Source organism: Streptomyces sp. NPDC031132, from assembly GCF_055570595.1.
This window is the reverse complement of sequence record NZ_JBVIGX010000011.1, coordinates 208,950-228,388: the sequence shown is the minus strand read 5'-3', so window position 1 is coordinate 228,388 and position 19,439 is coordinate 208,950. Positions and strand designations below refer to the sequence as shown.

At 73.7% G+C, this 19,439-nt stretch carries 13 protein-coding genes; 6 read left to right on the top strand and 7 right to left on the bottom strand.

Going from position 1 to position 19,439, the window contains the following annotated elements; all coding sequences use genetic code 11:
- Positions 1–36 precede the first annotated feature (36 nt).
- From ACZ49B_RS19320 to ACZ49B_RS19300, 5 genes are all read right to left on the bottom strand, one after another.
- Positions 37–2,322 carry a bifunctional glycosyltransferase/CDP-glycerol:glycerophosphate glycerophosphotransferase gene (locus tag ACZ49B_RS19320; protein WP_468307193.1) on the bottom strand — a complete coding sequence of 762 codons (2,286 nt, stop codon included), beginning with the start codon at positions 2,320–2,322 and terminating at the stop codon, positions 37–39.
- 133 nt (positions 2,323–2,455) lie between these two features.
- Entirely contained in the window at positions 2,456–3,367 is a 912-nt protein-coding gene (locus ACZ49B_RS19315; protein WP_468307190.1) for a carbohydrate ABC transporter permease, read from the bottom strand.
- Positions 3,364–4,683: a carbohydrate ABC transporter permease gene (locus ACZ49B_RS19310; RefSeq protein WP_468307266.1), complete on the bottom strand. Its 1,320-nt coding sequence runs from the start codon at positions 4,681–4,683 to the stop codon at positions 3,364–3,366. Before ACZ49B_RS19310 ends, ACZ49B_RS19315 begins: the two co-directional genes overlap by 4 nt.
- Positions 4,684–4,720: 37 nt before the next feature.
- Positions 4,721–6,109: an ABC transporter substrate-binding protein gene (locus ACZ49B_RS19305; RefSeq protein WP_468307188.1), complete on the bottom strand. Its 1,389-nt coding sequence runs from the start codon at positions 6,107–6,109 to the stop codon at positions 4,721–4,723.
- Between the two features lie 155 nt (positions 6,110–6,264).
- Entirely contained in the window at positions 6,265–9,627 is a 3,363-nt protein-coding gene (locus ACZ49B_RS19300; protein WP_468307263.1) for an FHA domain-containing protein, read from the bottom strand.
- A gap of 482 nt (positions 9,628–10,109) precedes the next feature.
- Here ACZ49B_RS19300 and ACZ49B_RS19295 point away from each other — a divergent pair, with 482 nt between their 5' ends.
- Together ACZ49B_RS19295 and ACZ49B_RS19290 are read left to right on the top strand one after the other, a co-directional pair.
- Positions 10,110–11,876, top strand: a complete 1,767-nt coding sequence (locus ACZ49B_RS19295) for a protein kinase domain-containing protein (protein ID WP_468307185.1) — start codon at positions 10,110–10,112, stop codon at positions 11,874–11,876.
- A gap of 150 nt (positions 11,877–12,026) precedes the next feature.
- Entirely contained in the window at positions 12,027–13,295 is a 1,269-nt protein-coding gene (locus ACZ49B_RS19290) for a serine/threonine-protein kinase (RefSeq protein WP_468307182.1), read from the top strand.
- 269 nt (positions 13,296–13,564) lie between these two features.
- On the opposite strand, the gene ACZ49B_RS19285 is transcribed toward ACZ49B_RS19290, so the two are convergent.
- Entirely contained in the window at positions 13,565–14,575 is a 1,011-nt protein-coding gene (locus tag ACZ49B_RS19285; protein WP_468307179.1) for an isopenicillin N synthase family dioxygenase, read from the bottom strand.
- Positions 14,576–14,889: 314 nt separating this feature from the next.
- Here ACZ49B_RS19285 and prfB point away from each other — a divergent pair, with 314 nt between their 5' ends.
- Positions 14,890–15,999 carry a peptide chain release factor 2 gene (prfB, locus tag ACZ49B_RS19280; RefSeq protein ID WP_468307177.1) on the top strand — a complete coding sequence of 370 codons (1,110 nt, stop codon included), beginning with the start codon at positions 14,890–14,892 and terminating at the stop codon, positions 15,997–15,999.
- 87 nt (positions 16,000–16,086) lie between these two features.
- On the opposite strand, the gene ACZ49B_RS19275 is transcribed toward prfB, so the two are convergent.
- The gene (locus ACZ49B_RS19275; protein WP_053784895.1) at positions 16,087–16,278 is read right to left on the bottom strand and encodes a hypothetical protein; all 192 of its coding nucleotides are present in this window, start codon (positions 16,276–16,278) and stop codon (positions 16,087–16,089) included.
- Between the two features lie 237 nt (positions 16,279–16,515).
- Between ACZ49B_RS19275 and ftsE the strand changes: the two genes are divergently transcribed.
- The 3 genes from ftsE (at position 16,516) to ACZ49B_RS19260 (ending at position 19,421) form a co-directional block, all read left to right on the top strand.
- A complete protein-coding gene (gene ftsE / locus ACZ49B_RS19270; RefSeq protein ID WP_030161344.1) occupies positions 16,516–17,205 on the top strand; it encodes a cell division ATP-binding protein FtsE in 690 nt (229 codons plus the stop codon).
- Positions 17,206–17,221: 16 nt separating this feature from the next.
- Positions 17,222–18,154, top strand: coding sequence for a permease-like cell division protein FtsX (gene ftsX, locus ACZ49B_RS19265; protein ID WP_468307173.1), 933 nt, complete (start codon positions 17,222–17,224; stop codon positions 18,152–18,154).
- A 67-nt stretch (positions 18,155–18,221) separates the two neighbouring features.
- Positions 18,222–19,421: a S41 family peptidase gene (locus tag ACZ49B_RS19260; protein ID WP_468307170.1), complete on the top strand. Its 1,200-nt coding sequence runs from the start codon at positions 18,222–18,224 to the stop codon at positions 19,419–19,421.
- Positions 19,422–19,439 lie beyond the last annotated feature (18 nt).

Genomic DNA, 19,439 nt, shown 5'->3' with positions numbered 1-19,439 from the left:
CGCGGGCGGATTAATCGGAACGGAAGGACGGCCCGGCTACGGCCGGAGACCGGGAGTTGTCAGCGGTGCCAATGTGGGTTCCGGGGTGGCGGACGGAGCCGACGGCGGGGCCGAGGACGGGGCCGACGGAGCGGGGCGGCGCTCCGCGAGCGGGACGACCGGCGGGACGACGGCCGGCTGGCCCAGGAAGACGCGGCGGACGACGCGCTCGGCCGCGTGGCCGTCGTCGTACGAGCAGAACCGCGAGCGGAACGCCGCCCGCAGCTGCGCCGAACGCGAGCCCTGCCAGTGGCCGGTGGCGAAGATGTCCACCAGCTCGTCCTCGGTCCGGGCGATCGCTCCCGGCGGGAACGACCGCAGGTCGAAGTACGTGCCGCGGGCGGCCTCGTACGCCTCCCAGTCGTCCGCGTGGATCACGATCGGCCGGTCCAGCGCCGCGTAGTCGAACATCAGGGAGGAGTAGTCCGTCACCAGCGCGTCCGACGCCAGGCAGAGCTCCTCCACCGACGGGTACGCCGAGACGTCGACCAGGCGCGGGTGGCGCACCTGCCGGCCGGGCGCGTCCGCGTACGTCAGGTGCGTGCGCGCCAGGATCGTGAAGCGCGGGCCCAGATCGCGCAGCACCCGCTCGAAGTCGAGGTGTTCGGGCCGGCTGCGCCGGTAGTCCCGGTGGGTCGGCGCGTACAGGACCGCCGTCGAGCCCGCCGGGATGCCGAGGCGCTCGCGCAGCGCCAGGACGTCGTCCAGGCTGGCCCGGTGGAAGGCGTCGTTGCGCGGGTAGCCGTACTCGAGCGTGGTGTACGAGGAGGGGATCGCCTTCTCCCACACCAGGGTGGAGTGCCGGTTCGCGGAGAGCAGGTAGTCCCACTGGTCCGCGCCGCGCAGCAGGCCCGCGAAATCCGTGATGGGCGTGGCCGCCGGACGGTCCTGGAGGTCGAGGCCGACGCGCTTGAGCGGGGTGCCGTGCTGGGTCTGCAGCAGCACCTGGCCCGGCCGCTTGACCAGCGCGCGGTCGAAGTTGACGTTCGTGGTGAGGTAGGTGGCCCTGGCGAGCGCGGTCCAGTACGCCGCGGAGCCGGGGCGGAGCATCGCCGTCTGCGGCGGGAGCGTCGCCGTGTGCTGCGGGTCGCAGATCCACGCCGTCCGCATCCGGGGCGCGAGCTCGCGCAGCTTGGCCTCGACGGCCGCCGGGTTGCAGGCGTAGCCGCCGTGCCAGTACGCGGAGAAGACCGCCAGCTCCGGGCGCAGCGGCAGCAGCCGCTGGACGCGGTAGTGCAGGCGCAGTGCGCTCTCGCGCAGGCCCCGCCACAGCGACGCCCCCGTACGCCCCGCCGCCAGGGCGGCCGAGCGGAGCCGCGAGAGGGTGCGGTACGTCCGGCGCACCCCGAACCGCATCAGGGTGTGCCGGATCCGGTCGGTGCGCGACAGGGACAGCGGCCGCGAGCCGGGGGTCCGGTAGCGGCGCAGCAGCCCCGAGGCCCGGTGGAAGAACTCGGCGCGGCTCGTACGCGGGAGCCGGTGCGGGTCGGCGTACAGGGCGCAGAAGTGCTCCGCCATCCGCCGGTGCACGGTGGGGCGCCAGCGCTCCAGCTCGGGGCGGCCGGCGAGGAACCCGAAGACCCGGTCGTACTGGTCGAAGATGTCCAGGTGGCGGCGGCTCGTGGTGGTCAGGATCGAGCCGGTGCGCCGCTGGCGGTAGTGCACGCAGACCCGGTCCAGGACGGCGAGGGACTCGGCGGCCAGCAGCGCCGGGTAGGTCCAGGGGGTGTCCTCGTAGAACCCGGGCGGGAACTCCAGGCCCTCGCGCTCCACGTACTCGCGGCGGTAGGCCTTGTTCCAGACGACCATCAGCATGCCGAGCAGGGCCGGGCGGTCCGCGAGCCGGAAGCTGGCCGGGCCCTCCTCGGACAGCCGGTGCGCGAGGCGGTTGCGCACCAGCTCCCCCGTCCAGAAGGTGCGCGCGTAGTCGTAGACGAGGACGTCGGGGGAGCCGGTGTCCTTGAGCCGGTCGGTGATGGCCTGCAGGGCGCCCGGGGCGAGGACGTCGTCGCCGTCGAGGAAGAGCAGGTAGTCGCCGGTCGCCCGGGCCAGGGCCGCGTTGCGGGCCGGGCCCAGGCCGAGGTTGTGCGCCAGGTGCACGGCGGTCACCCGGGCGTCCCGCGCCGCGTACTCGTCGATGATCGAGCCGCAGGCGTCCGGAGAGGCGTCGTCCACCGCGATCAGTTCCAGATCCGGGTAGGACTGGGACAGGACCGAGTCCAGGCTCTCCTGGAGATACGCCTGAACCTTGTACGCGGGCACGATGACGCTGAACCGGGGCACGGCACATCCAGGGGTCGGCGCGGGCATATTGCCCAGCAACCCCCGGCGTGGCGATCGGGTTACGCAGCGTGTGGCATTCGGGTTACGGAGCGTCAACGCCGCACGTCAACCGGGCCGTCAGGGTCTGTCGGGCCTACTTGACCGCTCCGGCCATCACCCCCGTGACGAACTGCCGCTGGAAGGCGAAGAACACCACGAGCGGCACCACCATCGACAGGAACGCGCCGGGCGCCAGCACGTCGATGTTGTTGCCGAACTGCCGGACCTGCTGCTGGAGGGCGACCGTGACCGGCGGGTTCGCCGAGTCCGCGAAGACCAGGGCGACCAGCATGTCGTTCCACACCCACAGGAACTGGAAGATGGCGAGCGAGGCGATCGCCGGCCCGCCCAGCGGCAGCACCACCCGGGCGAACAGCCGCAGTTCGCCCGCACCGTCGAGACGGGCCGCCTCCAGCAGCTCGCGCGGGATCTCCGCGAAGAAGTTGCGCAGCAGGAACACGGCGAACGGCAGCCCGAACGCGGTGTGGAACAGGACCACCCCGGCCGTGGTTTCGAACAGCCCGATGGCGCCGAAGAGTTCCGAGACCGGGATCAGCGCCACCTGCACGGGGACGACGAGCAGCCCCACCACGATCAGGAACAGCCAGTCCCGGCCCGGGAACTCCAGCCAGGCGAAGGCGTATCCGGCGAACGAGCCCAGGGCGACCACGAGGAGGGTCGCCGGGACCGCGATGGCCACCGTGCTGAGCAGTGCATGCGTGATGGTGTCGTTGGCCAGCAGCCGCTCGTAGTTGTCGGCCGTCAGCCGCGTCGGCGCGGTCAGCGCCTGCCACCAGCCTCCCTTGTTCAGGTCGGTGGGGGAGAGGAACGAGGAGATCAGCAGCCCGAGGGTGGGCAGCAGCCAGAACAGCGCGGCCAGCACCAGGAACACGCGGACGGCCCCCGCCGCCGCGCCGGCCGCGAGCCGGCCGGCCCGGGCACCTGCGCGGGAAACGGGGCGGGCACCGGCACGTGCTCCCGTGCGGGCCTCGGCGGAGGTGCTCATCGGGACCCCTCCTTCCGCAGCCTGCGGATGTTGTAGAGCATGACCGGGACCACCAGTGCCAGCAGCAGCACGGCGATGGCGCTGCCCAGCCCCGGATCGGCGTCGGTGCCGAAGGAGGTGCGGTACAGCTGGAGGGCCAGGACGTTGGCGTCGTCCTGCACCGAGCCCGGAGCGATCACGAAGACCAGGTCGAAGATCTTCATCACGTTGATGACGAGGGTGACCAGGACGACCGCCAGCACCGGCGCCAGCAGCGGCACCGTGACCCGGCGGAACACCTGCCACTCGTTCGCCCCGTCCACCCGCGCCGCCTCCAGCAGCTCCCGCGGTACGGCGGCCAGCCCGGCCCCGATCAGCACCATCGCGAAACCGGCCCACATCCACACGTACGCCCCGATCACCGCCGGGGTCACCAGCGTCGGGCCGAGCCACTCGACCCCCGCGTACGCCTCCCGGAAGTTCGACGCCGGCAGCCGCAGCAGCGCCCCGTCGGCCTTCGCGGACAGGGTGAAGGTGCCGTCGGCGCGGGCCGTCGCCGAGTCGACCACCTTGCCGTCCTTGACCGCCTCGATCCGCATCCCCGCGAAACCGGACTCGGTCGGGTCGACGGCGTTCGTCCGGCCGCCGCCGCCCCGGGTGAAGTCCTGCCAGGCCGTCCCGGTGACATTGCCGGGCTCGGCGGGCGCGGCCCGGGCCGTACGGGTCCCCTCGGGCAGGTCCTCCGGGGCCACGCCGACCAGCGGGAGCAGCACCGGTGCGCCCGCCCGTACGGGATCGCGGGTGGTGAAGCCGCCCGCGGCGGCTCCCGTCGCCGGGACCAGCGGGGAGTCGCGGCCCGGGCGGGCCTTCGGGAAGGCCGAGGACTCCGCGAACGTGTCGTGGACCCCGACCCAGACCGCGTTCGCGACCCCCCGGTCGGGGTCGTGGTCGTACACGAGCCGGAAGATGATGCCCGCCGCCAGCATCGAGATCGCCATCGGCATGAAGACGAGCAGCTTGAACGCCGTGCCCCAGCGCACCCGTTCGGTGAGCACCGCGAAGATCAGGCCGAGGGCGGTGGCCGTGGTCGGCGCCAGCACCACCCACAGGGCCGTGTTCTTCAGGGCCGTGCGGATCGTGTCGTCGTGCAGGATCTCCTGGTAGTTGCCGGCGCCCACGAACGTGTCGCCCGAGCGGTCGAAGAAGCTGCGGTAGACCGAGTAGCCGATGGGGTGCACGACGAGCGCGCCGAGCAGCACCAGGGCGGGCAGGAGGAACGCCGCCGCGACGAGGCGGCGGCGCCGGGCCTCCGCGGACCGTGAAGCCGAGGCGGCTATGGCCTTGGTGGGCGCGGTGGCCTTGGCTGCCACGGGATCAGTTCCCGTAGGCCTTGGCCGCGTCCGCCTCCAGTCTGGCCTGGATGCCCGCCACGTCCGACGGGTTCGCCAGGAAGTCCTGCAGCGCCTTCCACTCGCCCGCGCCCGGGGTCCCGCCGAACGCCGCCGGGGCCTGGTCCGACATGTCGAAGCGGAAGTCGTCGCCCGCCGCGATCAGGGCCTTGGCGATGCCCCGCTGGATGTCGTTCGGATAGGCCTTCAGGTCGACCGACTTGTTCGGGGAGACGAAACCGCCCTCCCGGGCCTGGATCTCCGCCGCGTCCGGGGAGGCCAGGAACGTCAGCAGGGCCTGCGCCCCGGCCGACGGCTTCAGCGCGACCGCGACATCGCCGCCCGAGACCACCGGCGCCTTGCCGCCGACCGCCGGGAACGGGAAGACGAGGGCGTCCTCGCCCACCTTCGCCTCGGTCTGCCCGATGTTCACCGCCACGAAGTCGCCCTCGTAGACCATCGCGGCCGCCGGCCGGCCGCCCCCGGTGAAGGTCTGCGTCACCGACTTCGGGAACTCGGTGGCCAGCGCCCCGCTCGGGCCGCCCGCCAGGAAGTCCTTGCGCCCGAACAGCTCGCCCAGGGTGGTCAGCGCCTGCTTGACGCTGTCGTCCGTCCACTTGATCTGGTGCTTCGAGAGCTGGTCGTACTTCTGCGGGCCCGCCTGCGAGAGGTAGACGTTCTCGAACCAGTCCGTCAGGGTCCAGCCGTCCGCACCCGCCACCGAGACGGCCGGGGTACCGGACGCGGAGAGGGTGTCGGCCGCGGTCAGCAGCTCCTTCCAGGTCTTCGGGGGCTGCACGCCCGCCGCCTCGAAGGCCTTCGCGTTGTACCAGACCAGCGACTTGTTGGCGGCCTTGTAGTACACCCCGTACTGGGTGCCGTCGACCGCGCCGAGCTTCTTCCATCCGTCCGAGTAGTTCTTGTCGAGCTGCGCCTTGGCCTCCGGGCCGACCGGCTGCACCCACTTGTTCTGCACCGCCGACACCAGGGCCCCGACCTGCGGCAGCAGCGCCACGTCCGGCGGCTGGCCGCCCGCGATCTTCGTCCCGAGGAAGGTGACGATCGGGTCCTGGGCCGGGACGAAGGTGACCGTGGCACCCGTCCGCTTCTCGAACTCCTTCAGGACCTTCGTGAAGTTCGCCTGCTCCGGACCCGTCCAGACCGCGGCGACCTCCAGCTTCTGGCCGGTCAGCTTCGGTAATTCCACCCGCTGCCCGGCCGTGGACGCCTCCCCGCCCTGCGGCGGGCCGTCCTTCTTGTCCCCGCCGTCCCCGCACGCGCTCAGCACGAGCGCGCCCGCGGCCGCGAGTGCCGTCCAGGCGGCGGCGCGGCTGCTTCTACGGTTCGTCGTACGGCTCGTTCCCTGCCTGCGCATGGCTCTGCCCCCGATGCCCGTGGTGTGACTGGTCCCACAAGGTCTACGCCGAGCCGCGCACCCCCGCAATACCGCCTCAGCCGTGTCGCCGCGTGTCGCCGCGTGTCGCGGGCCCGGGGCTCAGGTGCCGGGGCCCGGGGGGCCGAGCTCGGGGCTCACGGCGCGGGGGCGGCCGGCGAGGCGGCCGGGAACAGCACGGGTATCGCCGAGACCAGGTGCGAGGCCCGGTCCAGCGCGCTCGCCAGCAGCGCCAGGTCGGTGGGCCCGTTGCCCAGCTCGCGCACGGGACGGCGGGCCGGAGGATCGCCCATCCGCTCCCACTCCACCGGCACCACGGTGGGACGCTGCGTCGCCGTCCGGGGGATCCGGCCGGTCACCCGGCCGCCCTGGAACGGAACCGTCCGCCCGTCGGCGTACCGCAGCAGGCCGCGGCCGGGACCCGGCTGGTCGGGGGCGTCCAATTGGATCCGGAGCGGGTTCGTACGGGACAGCTCGCTGTCGGCCGTACGGTCCGGGCGGGCGCTGGCGGCCACCAGGTGCACGCCGAGGCGCGCGCCGTCGCGGGCCACCGCGTCCAGCGCCCGTACGACGGAGCCGGCGGCGGGGCGGCCCGTACTGCCGAGCCCGGGCGCGACCAGCGCGTCGAAGTCGTCCACCAGCACCACCAGCCGGGGCAGCGGGCTCGGCCCGGCCGGGTCGGTGCGCGGGGCGGCGGTGCGCAGCCGGAGCGTGCCGGTGCGCTGCGGGTCGAGGTCGCCGAGCAGTTCGCCGGGGCTCGGCCGGCGCGGCGAGACCATCCGGTCGGCCACCTCGTGCCGGGCGTGCCACTCGGCGAACGGGACCCCGTCCAGGAGCTCGGCCCGGCGCTTCAGCTCGGCGCCGAGGGCCTGCGCGAACTCCCGCATCCGGACGGGGTCGGAGGCGACGAGGTGGGCGGCGACGTGCGGGAGTTCGGTGCAGGGCTGCAGCCCGTCGCCGCGCTCGCCGCCGGCCCCGTCCAGCAGGACGAGGCCCAGCCGGTCGGGCCGGGCGGCCGCGGAGAGGGAGGCGGCCACCGACCGCAGGAGCTCAGTGCGGCCGCTGCCGGCGGGCCCCTCGACGAGGAGGTGCGGCCCGTCCTGGACCAGCTCGGCCCCGACCGGCCCGCGCCGCCCGCTGCCGAGCACGAGCTCGGCGCGGCCGCCCACCTCCTGCCCCTGGTCGGTGGCGGCGGCCCAACGGGCCATCAGAGAGGCCGGGGTGGCCCGAGCCAGCCCCAGCTCGTCCAGCAGCCGAGCGGTGTTCGGCAGCGCGGCGGCGACGGCCCGGCGGGGCGCAGCGGGGGAGGGTTCGGCGCGCAGCGGGGCCAGGGCCCGGGCGAAGCGCTCGGCCCAGGCCGCGGAGACGGCGTCGGCGGTGGCGGTGGTGCCGGGCGGGGCCGGCTTGCCGCCACTCACCGTGAACGTCCGTACGGTCGTGGCCACATCGCCGCTGAGGAGGGCGACCGCGCCGCAGTCCCGGAAGGCGGGGCTGCTCGCGCAGGCCGCCTCGTACGTCTCGGCGAGCGGGGAGGCGGGCGTGGCGGCCGGCGTCTCGGCCAGTACGAGGACGTGGATCCCGGCGGCCGGCCCGTGCGAGGCGAGCCGGCCGGTGACGTCGCGCAGCGCCCCGGAGCCGGGATCGCCGTCGACGACGAGCAGGGTGTACGGGCCCTGGTGGGCGTACGCGGCTTCGCGGACGCTGCGGGGGTCGGCGGCGGCCCAGTGCGTGCCGAGGGGACTGTCGTCGAGGCGCCGGGTCAGCTCACCGGTGCGGGCGCTGGCCTGGTCGCGGTCGTACGCGAGGAGCAGCCGGCAGTCCTGGCCGTGCGCGGCGCGCACGTGCGGCAGCCAGCCGAGCCAGCCCCAGTCGCCGCGCCGCTCGGCGACGCCGCGCGCGCGGTCGGCGGCGAGGAGCACGATCTCCAGCTCCCCGGGCGCGTGCAGTCCGGCGAGCTGGGCGACGACGGACCGGGCGACCCCGGTCAGCCGTACGCGGGGCCCGGCAATGCCGAGCGAGCCGACGTCCTGGAACGCGATCCGGCTCCCGGCCCCGAGGCCGACGTCGAGCTGCCCCCGGGGGCGGGACCACAACCGCCGGGTCGGCCCGAGCGCGGCCAGCAGCAGCGCGGCGGGATCATCGGCGTCGGGCACGGCGGCCACGACCGCCTCGGCGGCGGCGCTCCCGTAAGCGGGCCCCTCGTCCCCCCGGACCCACTTCCGCGCCCAGGCCCCGATCCCCCGCCGGAGCCCCCCACGCTGTTCAGCCCCGGCCCGACCACCGCCGGAGCCCCCCTGTCCGCCCGCGGACCCGCCGGTCGGGCCGGAGCCGGGGGCGCCGTGCGCTGCCGGGGCCGCGCCGGGCGTACCGATGTGCAGGCCCGTGCCCGGTGTGTCGTGTGCGGCCTCTGCGCCGGGTGCCCGGCCGCCCCCGGCTGCGCCGGGCCACGCAGCGCCGGAGGGTGTGGCGTGCGCGGCTTCGATGCCCGGTGCCCGGCTCATGCCTGCAGTGCCCCCGGAGGGGCCGCCGGGGGGCGAGCCCGCACCGGGTTCGGCTTCGCCGGTCCGGCCTGCCCCGGAGGGTCGGCCGGGGCCCGCGGGGTCGGGGGCGGAGCCCCCGTTCCGGGAAGGGGCGGGGTGGGGGAACGATCCCTGCCGGGCGGCGGCAGAGCCGGCCGCCCCCGGCCGGGAGGGCGCCCGGCCCCCCGCGGACGGCGCGCCGTGACCGCCGGTCCCGCCAGGGCCGGGCTCTGCGGGGCGCCCGGTGTCGCGACCGGCCTCGCCGGACCAGCCAGGGCCGGAGGCACCGGCGGGGTCGCCGGGTCGCCGGCCCGGGTCCGCCTCGCCGGAGGTGTCCGGGGGCGGGCCCGCCAGGGAGAGATGGCCCTCCAGGTCCGGGACGACCGGGAGCGGGGACGCCGAGTCGGGAGCCAGGCGCAGGGTCGATTCCCCGATGCGGAGCAGCGCGCCCGGCGGCAGCGCCACCGGCTGCGCCCCCACCACCGCGCCGTCCACCGTCGTGCCGTTCGTCGAGTCCAGGTCGGCCACCGCCACCCGTCCGTCCGGCATCACGGTCACCGCGCAGTGCAGCCGCGACACGTCCGGATCGTCCAGCGGGACGTCGGCGTCGGCCGAGCGCCCGATGCGGATCGCCCCGGGGTGCAGCAGGTGCACCCCGCCCGCGTCCGGGCCCGCCACCACGTGCAGCTGCGCGCCGTCCGTCCCGTCCGGCAGGACGTCCGGCACCGGCGCGTGCAGCCCCAGCACCGCCCCGTCCACGAGCGGCGGCTCGCCGAGCACCCGCCGCTGGAGGTCGAGCCGCTCCGTACCGGCGTACAGCACGACCGTGCCGCCGGTGTCGGGCCCGCCGACGGTCGCCGCCAGGCCGGAGGCCACGGCGGCGAGCGCGGTGCCCACGGGCGCGGTGACGAGCACGTCACAGCCGGCGGGCGCGGTCTGGTGGCCGCTGCGCGACCCAAGGACGGTCAGCCGGATCTGCATCGCCGTCAGCGGTCCCTTCTGCGCGGTGCGCGGTGCGTGCGCCCGGCAGGGGTACGACGGGCGTGCCTGCCCGATCAACCCCCCACCCGGCACGGCGCGTCGTCCGGTCAGGTCTGCCCGGAAGGCGGGGCTCCCGTCCCGGCCGTTCCGTACGGGTGCATCCTCGCACCTGTCACGGACAACACGCCCGGCACCGTCCGATAAATGATCTTGAATGATCGCACCCCTTGCCCGTGCGAGACATCCGTCCAGGTGCCCGTCCAGGCATCCGTGCAGGCCCCATCCGGACATACAAGCCGACGAAAGCCGGGGAGCGCCGGGCGACCCCGGGGAAAATCGCCCCCGGCATACCCCGCCAAACATCACTCTTCGTATATATGTGCGGCAACCAACCTCCGGCACCCCGCGTCTTCCCCGGGGACACCCCCTAGAGTGGGCCGGAAAAACGAACCACAGCAGGACGACAGCAGGGAGCGCGAGACGTGCGGCCAGTCGGCAGCAAGTACCTGCTCGAGGAGCCGCTCGGACGCGGCGCCACGGGCACCGTCTGGCGTGCCCGCCAGCGGGAGACCGCCGGCGCGGAGGCAGCCGTCGCCGGGCAGCCCGGCGAGACCGTGGCCATCAAGGTCCTCAAGGAGGAGCTGGCCCAGGACGCGGACATCGTCATGCGCTTCCTGCGCGAGCGCTCCGTCCTGCTGCGCCTGACGCACCCCAACATCGTGCGCACCCGCGACCTCGTCGTCGAGGGCGACCTCCTCGCCCTCGTCATGGACCTGATCGACGGCCCGGACCTGCACAAGTACATCCGGCAGAACGGCCCCTTCACACCGGTCGCCGCGAGCCTGCTGACCGCCCAGATCGCGGACGCGCTCGCCGCCAGCCACGCCGACGGCGTGGTCCACCGCGACCTGAAGCCGGCCAACGTGCTGCTCGACGAGCGCGGCGGCCAGATGAAGCCGATGCTCACCGACTTCGGCATCGCCCGCCTCGCCGACTCCCCGGGCCTGACCCGCACGCACGAGTTCGTCGGCACCCCCGCCTACGTCGCCCCCGAGTCCGCCGAGGGCCGCCCGCAGACCTCCGCCGTCGACATCTACGGCGCCGGCATCCTGCTGTACGAACTGGTCACCGGGCGCCCGCCGTTCGCCGGCGGCACCGCCCTCGAGGTGCTCCACCGCCACCTCAGCGAGGACCCGCAGCGCCCGCCGAACGTGCCCGAGCCGCTCTGGATCGTCATCGAGCGCTGCCTGCGCAAGGAGCCGAACGAGCGCCCCAGCGCCGAGAACCTGGCCCGCGGACTGCGCGTGGTCGCCTCCGGCATCGGCGTGCACAGCGCCCCCGCCGAGGTGGAGGCCGCCCTCGGCGTCGGCGCCCTGCTCGCGCCCGACCCCTCGCCCGCGCCGGTCCCCGAGACCCCGGGCGGCGGCGCCGCCGACCCGACCCAGGTGCTGCCCGGCCGCGCGGGCGCCGCGTCGCCGATGGGTGCGTACGACCCGAACGGCATGACCAGCGTGCTCCCGCCGGTCGGCGCCGCCGACGCCACCTCGGTGCTGCCCAGCACGGGCGGCCCCGGCGCGGACCCGACCTCGGTCATGCCCCCGGTGCAGCAGCCGGACCAGCCGCACCCGTGGCAGTCCCAGATGCGGGCCGCGCGCGACCGCAACGAGCAGACGCAGATGCAGTACCTCGACCCGAGCGAGGACCCGCTGCGCCGCCGCCCGCAGCGCCAGGCGCCCCCGCCGCCGCAGCAACGGCCGCAGCAGCCCCCGCAGTACCGGCAGGGCCCGCCGCAGCAGCCGTACCAGCAGCAGCGCCCCCAGCCGCCGCAGTACCAGCAGCCTCCGCAGCAGCAGCCGTACTACCAGCCGCAGCCGCCGCCCCAGCAGTACCAGCAGCCGCAGCAGGCCCCGTACCAGCAGCAGCCCCAGCGCCAGGCGCCCCCGCAGCAGCAGCCCCCGCAGGGCCCGCCGCCGCAGCAGCGCGCCCCCAGGGAGCCGCGCGAGCCGCGCCGCCGCAGCGCGAACCCGGTCAAGATCCCGGGCCTGGGCTGCCTCAAGGGCTGCCTGGTCATGATCCTGCTGTTCGTCGTGGCGGGCTGGCTGGTCTGGGAGCTCACCCCGCTCCAGGAGTGGGTCGGCACCGGCAAGGGCTGGTGGGACCAGCTGTGGACCTGGGGCTCCGACATCGTCGACTGGGTCGGCGCGATCGGCGACTCGGCGGGCGCCGGAACGGGCGGCGGAACGCCCTGAAGCGGGCCCTCGTAACGCCGACTTCGTGGATTTGTCGACTTCTGGGACGTGATTTCGCCCCCAGAAGTGAAGGTCGCCGCGTTCCGGGGCGTCCAACCCCCACCCGGCCGCGTAGCTTTGGTGCGTACGCCAGCCGCTGAGGGAGCAGTCGTGGCACGGAAGATCGGCAGCCGGTACACCGCGCACCAGATCCTGGGGCGCGGCAGCGCGGGCACGGTGTGGCTGGGCGAGGGGCCGGACGGGCCCGTCGCCGTCAAACTGCTGCGCGAGGACCTCGCGTCCGACCAGGAGCTGGTCGGACGCTTCGTCCAGGAGCGCAGCGCGCTGCTCGGCCTGGACCACCCCCACGTCGTCTCCGTCCGCGACCTCGTCGTCGACGGCAACGACCTGGCCCTGGTCATGGACCTCGTACGCGGTACGGACCTGCGCACGCGCCTCGACCGGGAGCGCCGGCTCGCCCCCGAGGCGGCCGTGGCGATCGTCGCCGACGTCGCGGACGCCCTGGCGGCGGCGCATGCGGCCGGGGTCGTGCACCGGGACGTGAAGCCGGAGAACGTCCTGCTGGACATGCAGGGGCCGCTGGGGCCGGGCGGATCGCACCCCGCGCTGCTGACGGACTTCGGCGTGGCCAAGCTGATCGACTCGCCGCGCCGGGCGGCCGGGGCGCCGGGCGCGCGGGCCACGGCCCCGACGACCCGGATCATCGGCACGCCGGACTACCTGGCGCCGGAGATCGTGGAGGGCCTGCCGCCGCGGGCGGCGGTGGACATATACGCCTTGGCGACCGTCCTGTACGAGCTGCTGGCGGGTTTCACCCCCTTCGGCGGGGGCCACCCGGGCGCGGTGCTGCGCCGGCACGTGACGGAGACGGTCGTCCCCCTCCCCGGCATCCCGGACGAGCTGTGGCAGCTGATCGTGCAGTGCCTGGCGAAGGCTCCGGCGTCGCGCCTGCGCGCCTCGGAGCTGTCGGTCCGCCTGCGTGACCTGCTCCCGCTCCTGGCCGGGATGCCGCCGCTGGACGTGGACGAGCCGGACGAACCGGACCCGGAGCCGGAGTCGGCGGAGCCGGTGGAAGCCGACGGAGGCCCGGTCCGCCGCCGCGGGGTGGTCCCGCTGGTGCCGGGCTCCGCGACGGACTCGAACCGGGACACGCACACCTCGATGCGGGTGCCGGGGCCGGACGAGCTGGCCGGGGGTGCGCTGGGCACGGCCCGGGTCCCCCGCCCCGCGGGCGGCCACCGGCCGGGCTCGGCCCGCCACCGCGCGGAGACGGCCCGCAAGCGGCGTCTGGCGCTGACGGCCGGGGCCGTCGCCCTGGCGGCGGCCCTCGGCGTGGGCGGCTGGCTGGCCGCCTCCGGCGACGAGCCGCCACCCCCGCAGGACAGCAAGCACTCGGCCCCGTCGAAGCCGAAGCCCTAGGGGGTGTCGTCAAAGTCCCGTCTGGCCGGTGGGGTCTGGCACGCGCGCTCGCCGCGTTGTCGTCGGTCGACGACGCGAGCGTCGCCTCCCTCCTCCGCCTTGCGATCACACGCACCAGACCCCGCCGGCCCCGCCCTCACGGGCGGACGACGCTACTTTGACGACATCCCCTAGGCCGCCGGCGTTCGAGGCGAAGGGGTCCGGGGCGGAGCCCCGGTTTCGGGGAGGGGCGGGGTGCGGAAAGGCTCCGCGCAGCGGAAACCCGGGGGCTACGTGCCCGAGGGGACCAGTTCCGGGTGCCAGCGGCGGGCCACCGCCGGGTGGGCCCGGGTCCAGCCCTTCAGCTCGTTGCGGCCGTACTCCGCGTGCAGCGGGTTCGACGCGTCGTGCGCGACTCCCGGCGCCGACCGCAGGTACTCGCCCGGCACCGTCTCCACCACCGCGTCCAGCCGCGGGTTGTAGAAGAACGGCACCGAGTACCGCTCCACCGCCCCCGGCGGGCTGACCACCCGGTGGTCCGTGGCCACCAGGTACCCCTCCGTCGCGATCTCCAGCAGCTCGCCCAGGTTGACCACGAACGCCCCCGGCATCGGCGGGACGTCCAGGAACCCGTCGCCCTGCCGCACCTGCAGACCGCCCACCGAGTCCTGGAGCAGCAGCGTCAGGAAGCCGTAGTCCTTGTGGGCCCCGACCCCCTGGTCGTCGCCGGTCGGGGAGGAGCCGGGGTAGCGGATCAGCTTCGTGTGCAGGTGCGGCCGGTCCGCGAAGGCCTCGTCGAAGAAGTCGGACGGGGCGCCGATCGAGCTCAGCAGCTCCTGCAGCAGGCGGTGGGCCACCGCGGCCAGCCGGGACTGCCACTCCAGTACGACCGGCCGCAGCTCCGGCAGGGCCTGCGGCCACTGGTTCGGGCCCTCCAGCCACAGGTAGGGCGGGTCGTCGGGGCCCACCACCGGCGCCGGCCGCTCGGCGCCGACGTCCAGCTGGTCGCGCCAGTCGGACGCCCCGCCGGTCAGTTCGTGGCCGATGCGGGTGTAGCCGCGGAAGTGCGGCGAGTTCAGGTTGCTCACGGCGAGCCGGTCGGCCTCGGGCAGGGCGAAGAAAGTCTTGGTCACCTCGAGGATGCGGGCGGTCTCCGCATCGGTGATGCCGTGCCCGGTCAGGTGCAGGAAGCCGGTGTCCCGGGCTGCGGCGTGCAGCTGCTTCAGGAAATCGGCCCGCTGGGTCGGGTCGTCGGCCTGGGAGAGATCGATGACGGGAAGAGAGGTGTGCGCGGACGGCATGACGGCTCCGTTTCGGATGTCACGGGGTCCTGTTCCCCAAAGGGTGTCGGGGCAGCGGATGGGGAGGGCCGCCGGCAGGGATGGCGCCGGAGCCGCTTGGGCCGCGTACAGGACCAAGTCGGATCGGGGTGGATCAGGCTTGGGGAAGGTCCGGCGGCAGACAGCTCGTCGTCGTGACACGCATGTGGTCCACATGGCGGCGCTTGACGAGGAGGAGAGTCATACCGTGAGCGTACGCCCGTTCCCCCGGTCACCAGAACGGGTGATCCGGCCTGCCCGGACGGTGCCGTCCGCGGACCGGCTACGCTGGACCCGTGGCAGTCGTCGATGTTTCCGAAGAGCTGAAGTCCCTCTCCTCGACCATGGGGTCGATCGAGGCCGTCCTGGACCTCGACAAGCTGAGGGCAGATATCGCCGTGCTCGAGGAGCAGGCCGCCGCGCCGTCCCTGTGGGACGACCCGGAGGCCGCCCAGAAGATCACGAGCAAGCTTTCGCACCTCCAGGCCGAGGTCCGCAAGACCGAGACCCTGCGCGGCCGCATCGACGACCTCGCGGTGCTGTTCGAGCTCGCCCTGGAGATGGACGACGCGGACACCCTCGCGGAGGCGGAGAGCGAGCTGGTCTCCGTCCGCAAGGCGCTGGACGAGATGGAGGTCCGCACCCTGCTCTCCGGCGAGTACGCCGAGCGCGAGGCGCTGGTCAACATCCGCGCCGAGGCCGGCGGCGTCGACGCCTCCGACTTCGCCGAGCGCCTGCAGCGCATGTACCTGCGCTGGGCCGAGCGCCACGGCTACCCCACCGAGATCTACGAGACCTCGTACGCGGAAGAGGCCGGCATCAAGTCGACCACCTTCGTCGTCAAGGCCCCGTACGCCTACGGCACCCTCTCGGTCGAGCAGGGCACCCACCGCCTCGTGCGCATCTCGCCCTTCGACAACCAGGGCCGCCGCCAGACCTCCTTCGCGGGCGTCGAGGTGCTGCCGGTCGTCGAGACCAGCGACCACGTCGAGATCGACGAGACCGAGCTGCGCATCGACGTGTACCGCGCCTCCGGCCCCGGCGGCCAGGGCGTCAACACGACCGACTCGGCGGTGCGCATCACGCACATCCCGACCGGCATCGTCGTCTCCTGCCAGAACGAGCGCTCGCAGATCCAGAACAAGGCCAGCGCCATGAACGTCCTCCAGGCCAAGCTGCTCGAGCGGCGCCGCCAGGAGGAGCAGGCCAAGATGGACGCCCTCAAGGACGGCGGCAGCTCCTGGGGCAACCAGATGCGGTCCTACGTCCTGCACCCGTACCAGATGGTCAAGGACCTGCGGACGGAGTTCGAGGTCGGCAACCCGCAGGCGGTGCTCGACGGCGAGATCGACGGCTTCCTCGAGGCCGGCATCCGCTGGCGCAAGCAGCAGGAGCAGACCGCGTAAGGCGGCGCGCGACGCAGGAAGGGCCCGGACACCTGAGGTGTCCGGGCCCTTCCCATGCCGGAATGTCATGATCGGAACGCGGGGAGGCTACGCCGCCTGCTGTGCAACCCAGGCCAGGGCTGCCACGAGGACCACCAGGAGCAAGATGAGCGCCATGGGGTTCAGGCCGGCGAAGGGGCCCTCCTGCTGGAGGCGCTCCCGGTTCGCCCGGCACACCGGGCAGCGGCCCTGACTGACGGGCGCGGCGCAGTTCGCGCACACGAGCCGGTCATATGTCATGCGCTCTCCTCCTCTCGTCCCCTTGAACAACGCCTGACGGAACGAGTCCGTTCCCCTACCACTGTGCCAGCTCCCGCGACATTCGGCGCGGCCCGTCCGGGCAATCACGGCCCGGCCCCTCCCGGACCAGGGGATATATCGGGCAACTCCGGCCGCCGGGCCCCCACCCCCCGCCCGTTCGCGTATGGTCACGCACACCGACTCCGCACACCTACTCCCGGCGACCGTGGTGCACCCGTGATCCGATTCGACAACGTCTCCAAGTCCTACCCGAAGCAGAACCGTCCTGCACTCAGAGATGTCTCCCTGGACATCGCGAAGGGCGAGTTCGTCTTCCTGGTCGGCTCCTCCGGCTCCGGCAAGTCCACCTTCCTGCGGCTGGTCCTGCGCGAGGAACGGGCGAGCCACGGCCAGGTCCACGTGCTCGGCAAGGACCTCGCCAAGCTCTCCAACTGGAAGGTCCCGCAGATGCGGCGCCAGCTGGGGACCGTCTTCCAGGACTTCCGCCTCCTCCCCAACAAGACCGTGGCCGAGAACGTCGCCTTCGCCCAGGAGGTCATCGGCAAGCCGAGGGGCGAGATCCGCAAGGCCGTCCCGCAGGTCCTGGAGCTCGTGGGCCTCGGCGGCAAGGAGGACCGGATGCCTGGCGAACTCTCCGGCGGTGAGCAGCAGCGCGTGGCCATCGCCCGCGCGTTCGTCAACCGGCCGGCCCTCCTGATCGCGGACGAGCCCACCGGCAACCTCGACCCGCAGACCTCGGTCGGCATCATGAAGCTGCTGGACCGGATCAACCGGACCGGCACCACCGTGATCATGGCCACGCACGACCAGCAGATCGTGGACCAGATGCGCAAGCGCGTCATCGAACTCGAACAGGGCCGACTCGTACGCGACCAGTCGCGCGGCGTCTACGGCTACCAGCACTGAAGGGCTTTGAGACGTCATGCGCGCCCAGTTCGTCATGTCGGAGATCGGCGTCGGTCTCCGTCGCAATCTCACCATGACCTTCGCGGTCATCATCTCCGTGGCCCTGTCGCTGGCCCTGTTCGGTGGCTCCCTGCTCATGCGCGACCAGGTGAGCCAGATGAAGGGCTACTGGTACGACAAGGTCAACGTCTCGATCTACCTCTGCAACAAGAGCGACGCGGAGGACACCAGCGAGAGCGGGAGCAAGGCCTGCGCCAAGGGCGCGGTCACGCCCGAGCAGAAGCAGCAGATCGAGACCGACCTGAAGAAGATGGACCTCGTCGAGACGGTCCGCTACGAGTCCTCGGACGAGGCCTTCAAGCACTACAAGGAGCGCTTCGGGCACACCGCGCTCGCCTCGGTGATCACCCCGGACCAGATGCCGGAATCCTTCCGGGTGAAGCTGGAGCAGCCCGAGAAGTACAAGGTCATCACGACCGCCTTCGCGGGCCGCGACGGCGTGCAGTCGGTGGAGGACCAGCACCAGGAGCTCGACAACCTCTTCACGATGCTCGGCTACCTCAACCTGGCCGCCCTCGGCATCATGCTGATCATGCTGATCGTGGCCCTGCTGCTGATCGTCAACACCGTGCGCGTCTCGGCGTTCAGCCGGAGGCGGGAAACCGGGATCATGCGGCTCGTCGGCGCCTCCAGCTTCTACATCCAGGTGCCGTTCATCATGGAGGCCGCCTTCGCGGGCCTCATCGGCGGCATGTTCGCCTGCGTCATGCTCGGCGCCGGCCAGTACTTCGTCATCGACCACGGCGCCTCGCTGCGCACCAAGATGGAGCTGATCAACTTCATCGGCTGGGACTCCGTCCTGACCAAGCTGCCGCTGGTGCTGGTCATCGGGGTGCTGATGCCCTCGCTGGCCGCCTTCATCGCATTGCGCAAGTACCTGAAGGTGTGACAAGCGCCCCGTGTGAGGTCCGCCCAACCCGCCGTGCCCCCACGGGGCTTGTCCTAGACTCGGCGCCATGCCGGGTCTGCCCGCCTTCTGTCTCCGGCCCCGCGACCTGCGTCGCGGGGCCGTTTTGACGTTGGCCTTCATCGCCGCCGTCGGCACCGCGGCGGGCACCGGCTGCTGGGACCGCGCGGACGCCCTGGGCGCTGCCGGCGGCGGGTTAACGGCCGCCGCGCAGACCCCCGCGGCCGCGTCCGAGCCGCCCCGGGAGGGCGGCACCGCCGACCGCGAGGCCGTCGCCCGCGCCGCGGCCGAGGCCGTCGCCGAGGGCAAGTCCGGCAAGAAGGCCGCCCAGGAGGTGGTCAGCCGCAGCGGCGACCGCTGGGGCATGGTCTACGACCAAGGCGAGTACGCCGCCTTCACCGACGACCTCGACGGCCGCTGGACCGGCGTCGGGCTCTGGATCGAGAGCCGCCGGGACGACCGCATCGCCGTCGAGAAGGTCCAGCCCGGCAGCCCCGCCGCCCGGGCCGGCCTGCGCGCCGGGGACCGGCTGCTGAGCGTCGACGGCCACCCCGTCACCGGCCTGCGCGTCTGCGACGTGGTCGCCCTGCTGCGCGGCGAGGCCGGCACCCCTGTCGTCCTGCACCTCACCCGGGACGGCGTCGACCGCACCGAGACCCTGCGCCGCGAGCAGCTGCGCGCCGAGCCCGTGACCGTACGGGAGCTCCCGGGCGGGATCACCGTCATCAAGGTCGCCTCCTTCACCCGCGGCTCGGGCGAACAGGTCCGGGCCGCCGTCCGCGCGGCCCCGGCCGGCGCCGGCTTCATGCTCGACCTGCGCGGCAACCCCGGAGGCCTGGTCACCGAGGCCGTGACGGCCGCCTCCGCCTTCCTGGACGGCGGGCTGGTGGCCACGTACGACGTACGGGGGGCCCAGCGCGCCCTGTACGCGCGCCCGGGCGGGGACACCGCGAGACCCCTGGTGGCGCTGGTCGACGGCGGCACGATGAGCGCGGCGGAGCTGGTCACGGGCGCCCTCCAGGACCGCGGCCGCGCGGTGGCGGTGGGCACGAGGACCTTCGGCAAGGGCTCGGTGCAGATGCCGACGCAGCTCCCGGACGGCTCGGTGGCGGAGCTGACGGTCGGCACGTACCGCACCCCGGGGGGCCGCAGCCTCGACGGCAACGGCATCACCCCGGACCTGGCGGCGGCCGACGGCGCCGAGGAACGGGCGCGCACGGTATTGGGTGGCCTCGGGGTGGGTCCGTAGTGCGAAAATGACCGCACT

Coding starts and splice junctions, on each gene's coding strand:
- ACZ49B_RS19315 (WP_468307190.1), bottom strand. CDS start 3,367: ATGAGCACCTCCGCCGAGGCCCGCACGGGAGCACGTGCCGGTGCCCGC.
- ACZ49B_RS19305 (WP_468307188.1), bottom strand. CDS start 6,109: ATGCGCAGGCAGGGAACGAGCCGTACGACGAACCGTAGAAGCAGCCGC.
- ACZ49B_RS19300 (WP_468307263.1), bottom strand. CDS start 9,627: ATGCAGATCCGGCTGACCGTCCTTGGGTCGCGCAGCGGCCACCAGACC.
- ACZ49B_RS19285 (WP_468307179.1), bottom strand. CDS start 14,575: ATGCCGTCCGCGCACACCTCTCTTCCCGTCATCGATCTCTCCCAGGCC.
- ACZ49B_RS19275 (WP_053784895.1), bottom strand. CDS start 16,278: ATGACATATGACCGGCTCGTGTGCGCGAACTGCGCCGCGCCCGTCAGT.
- ftsX (WP_468307173.1), top strand. CDS start 17,222: ATGCGCGCCCAGTTCGTCATGTCGGAGATCGGCGTCGGTCTCCGTCGC.
- ACZ49B_RS19260 (WP_468307170.1), top strand. CDS start 18,222: ATGCCGGGTCTGCCCGCCTTCTGTCTCCGGCCCCGCGACCTGCGTCGC.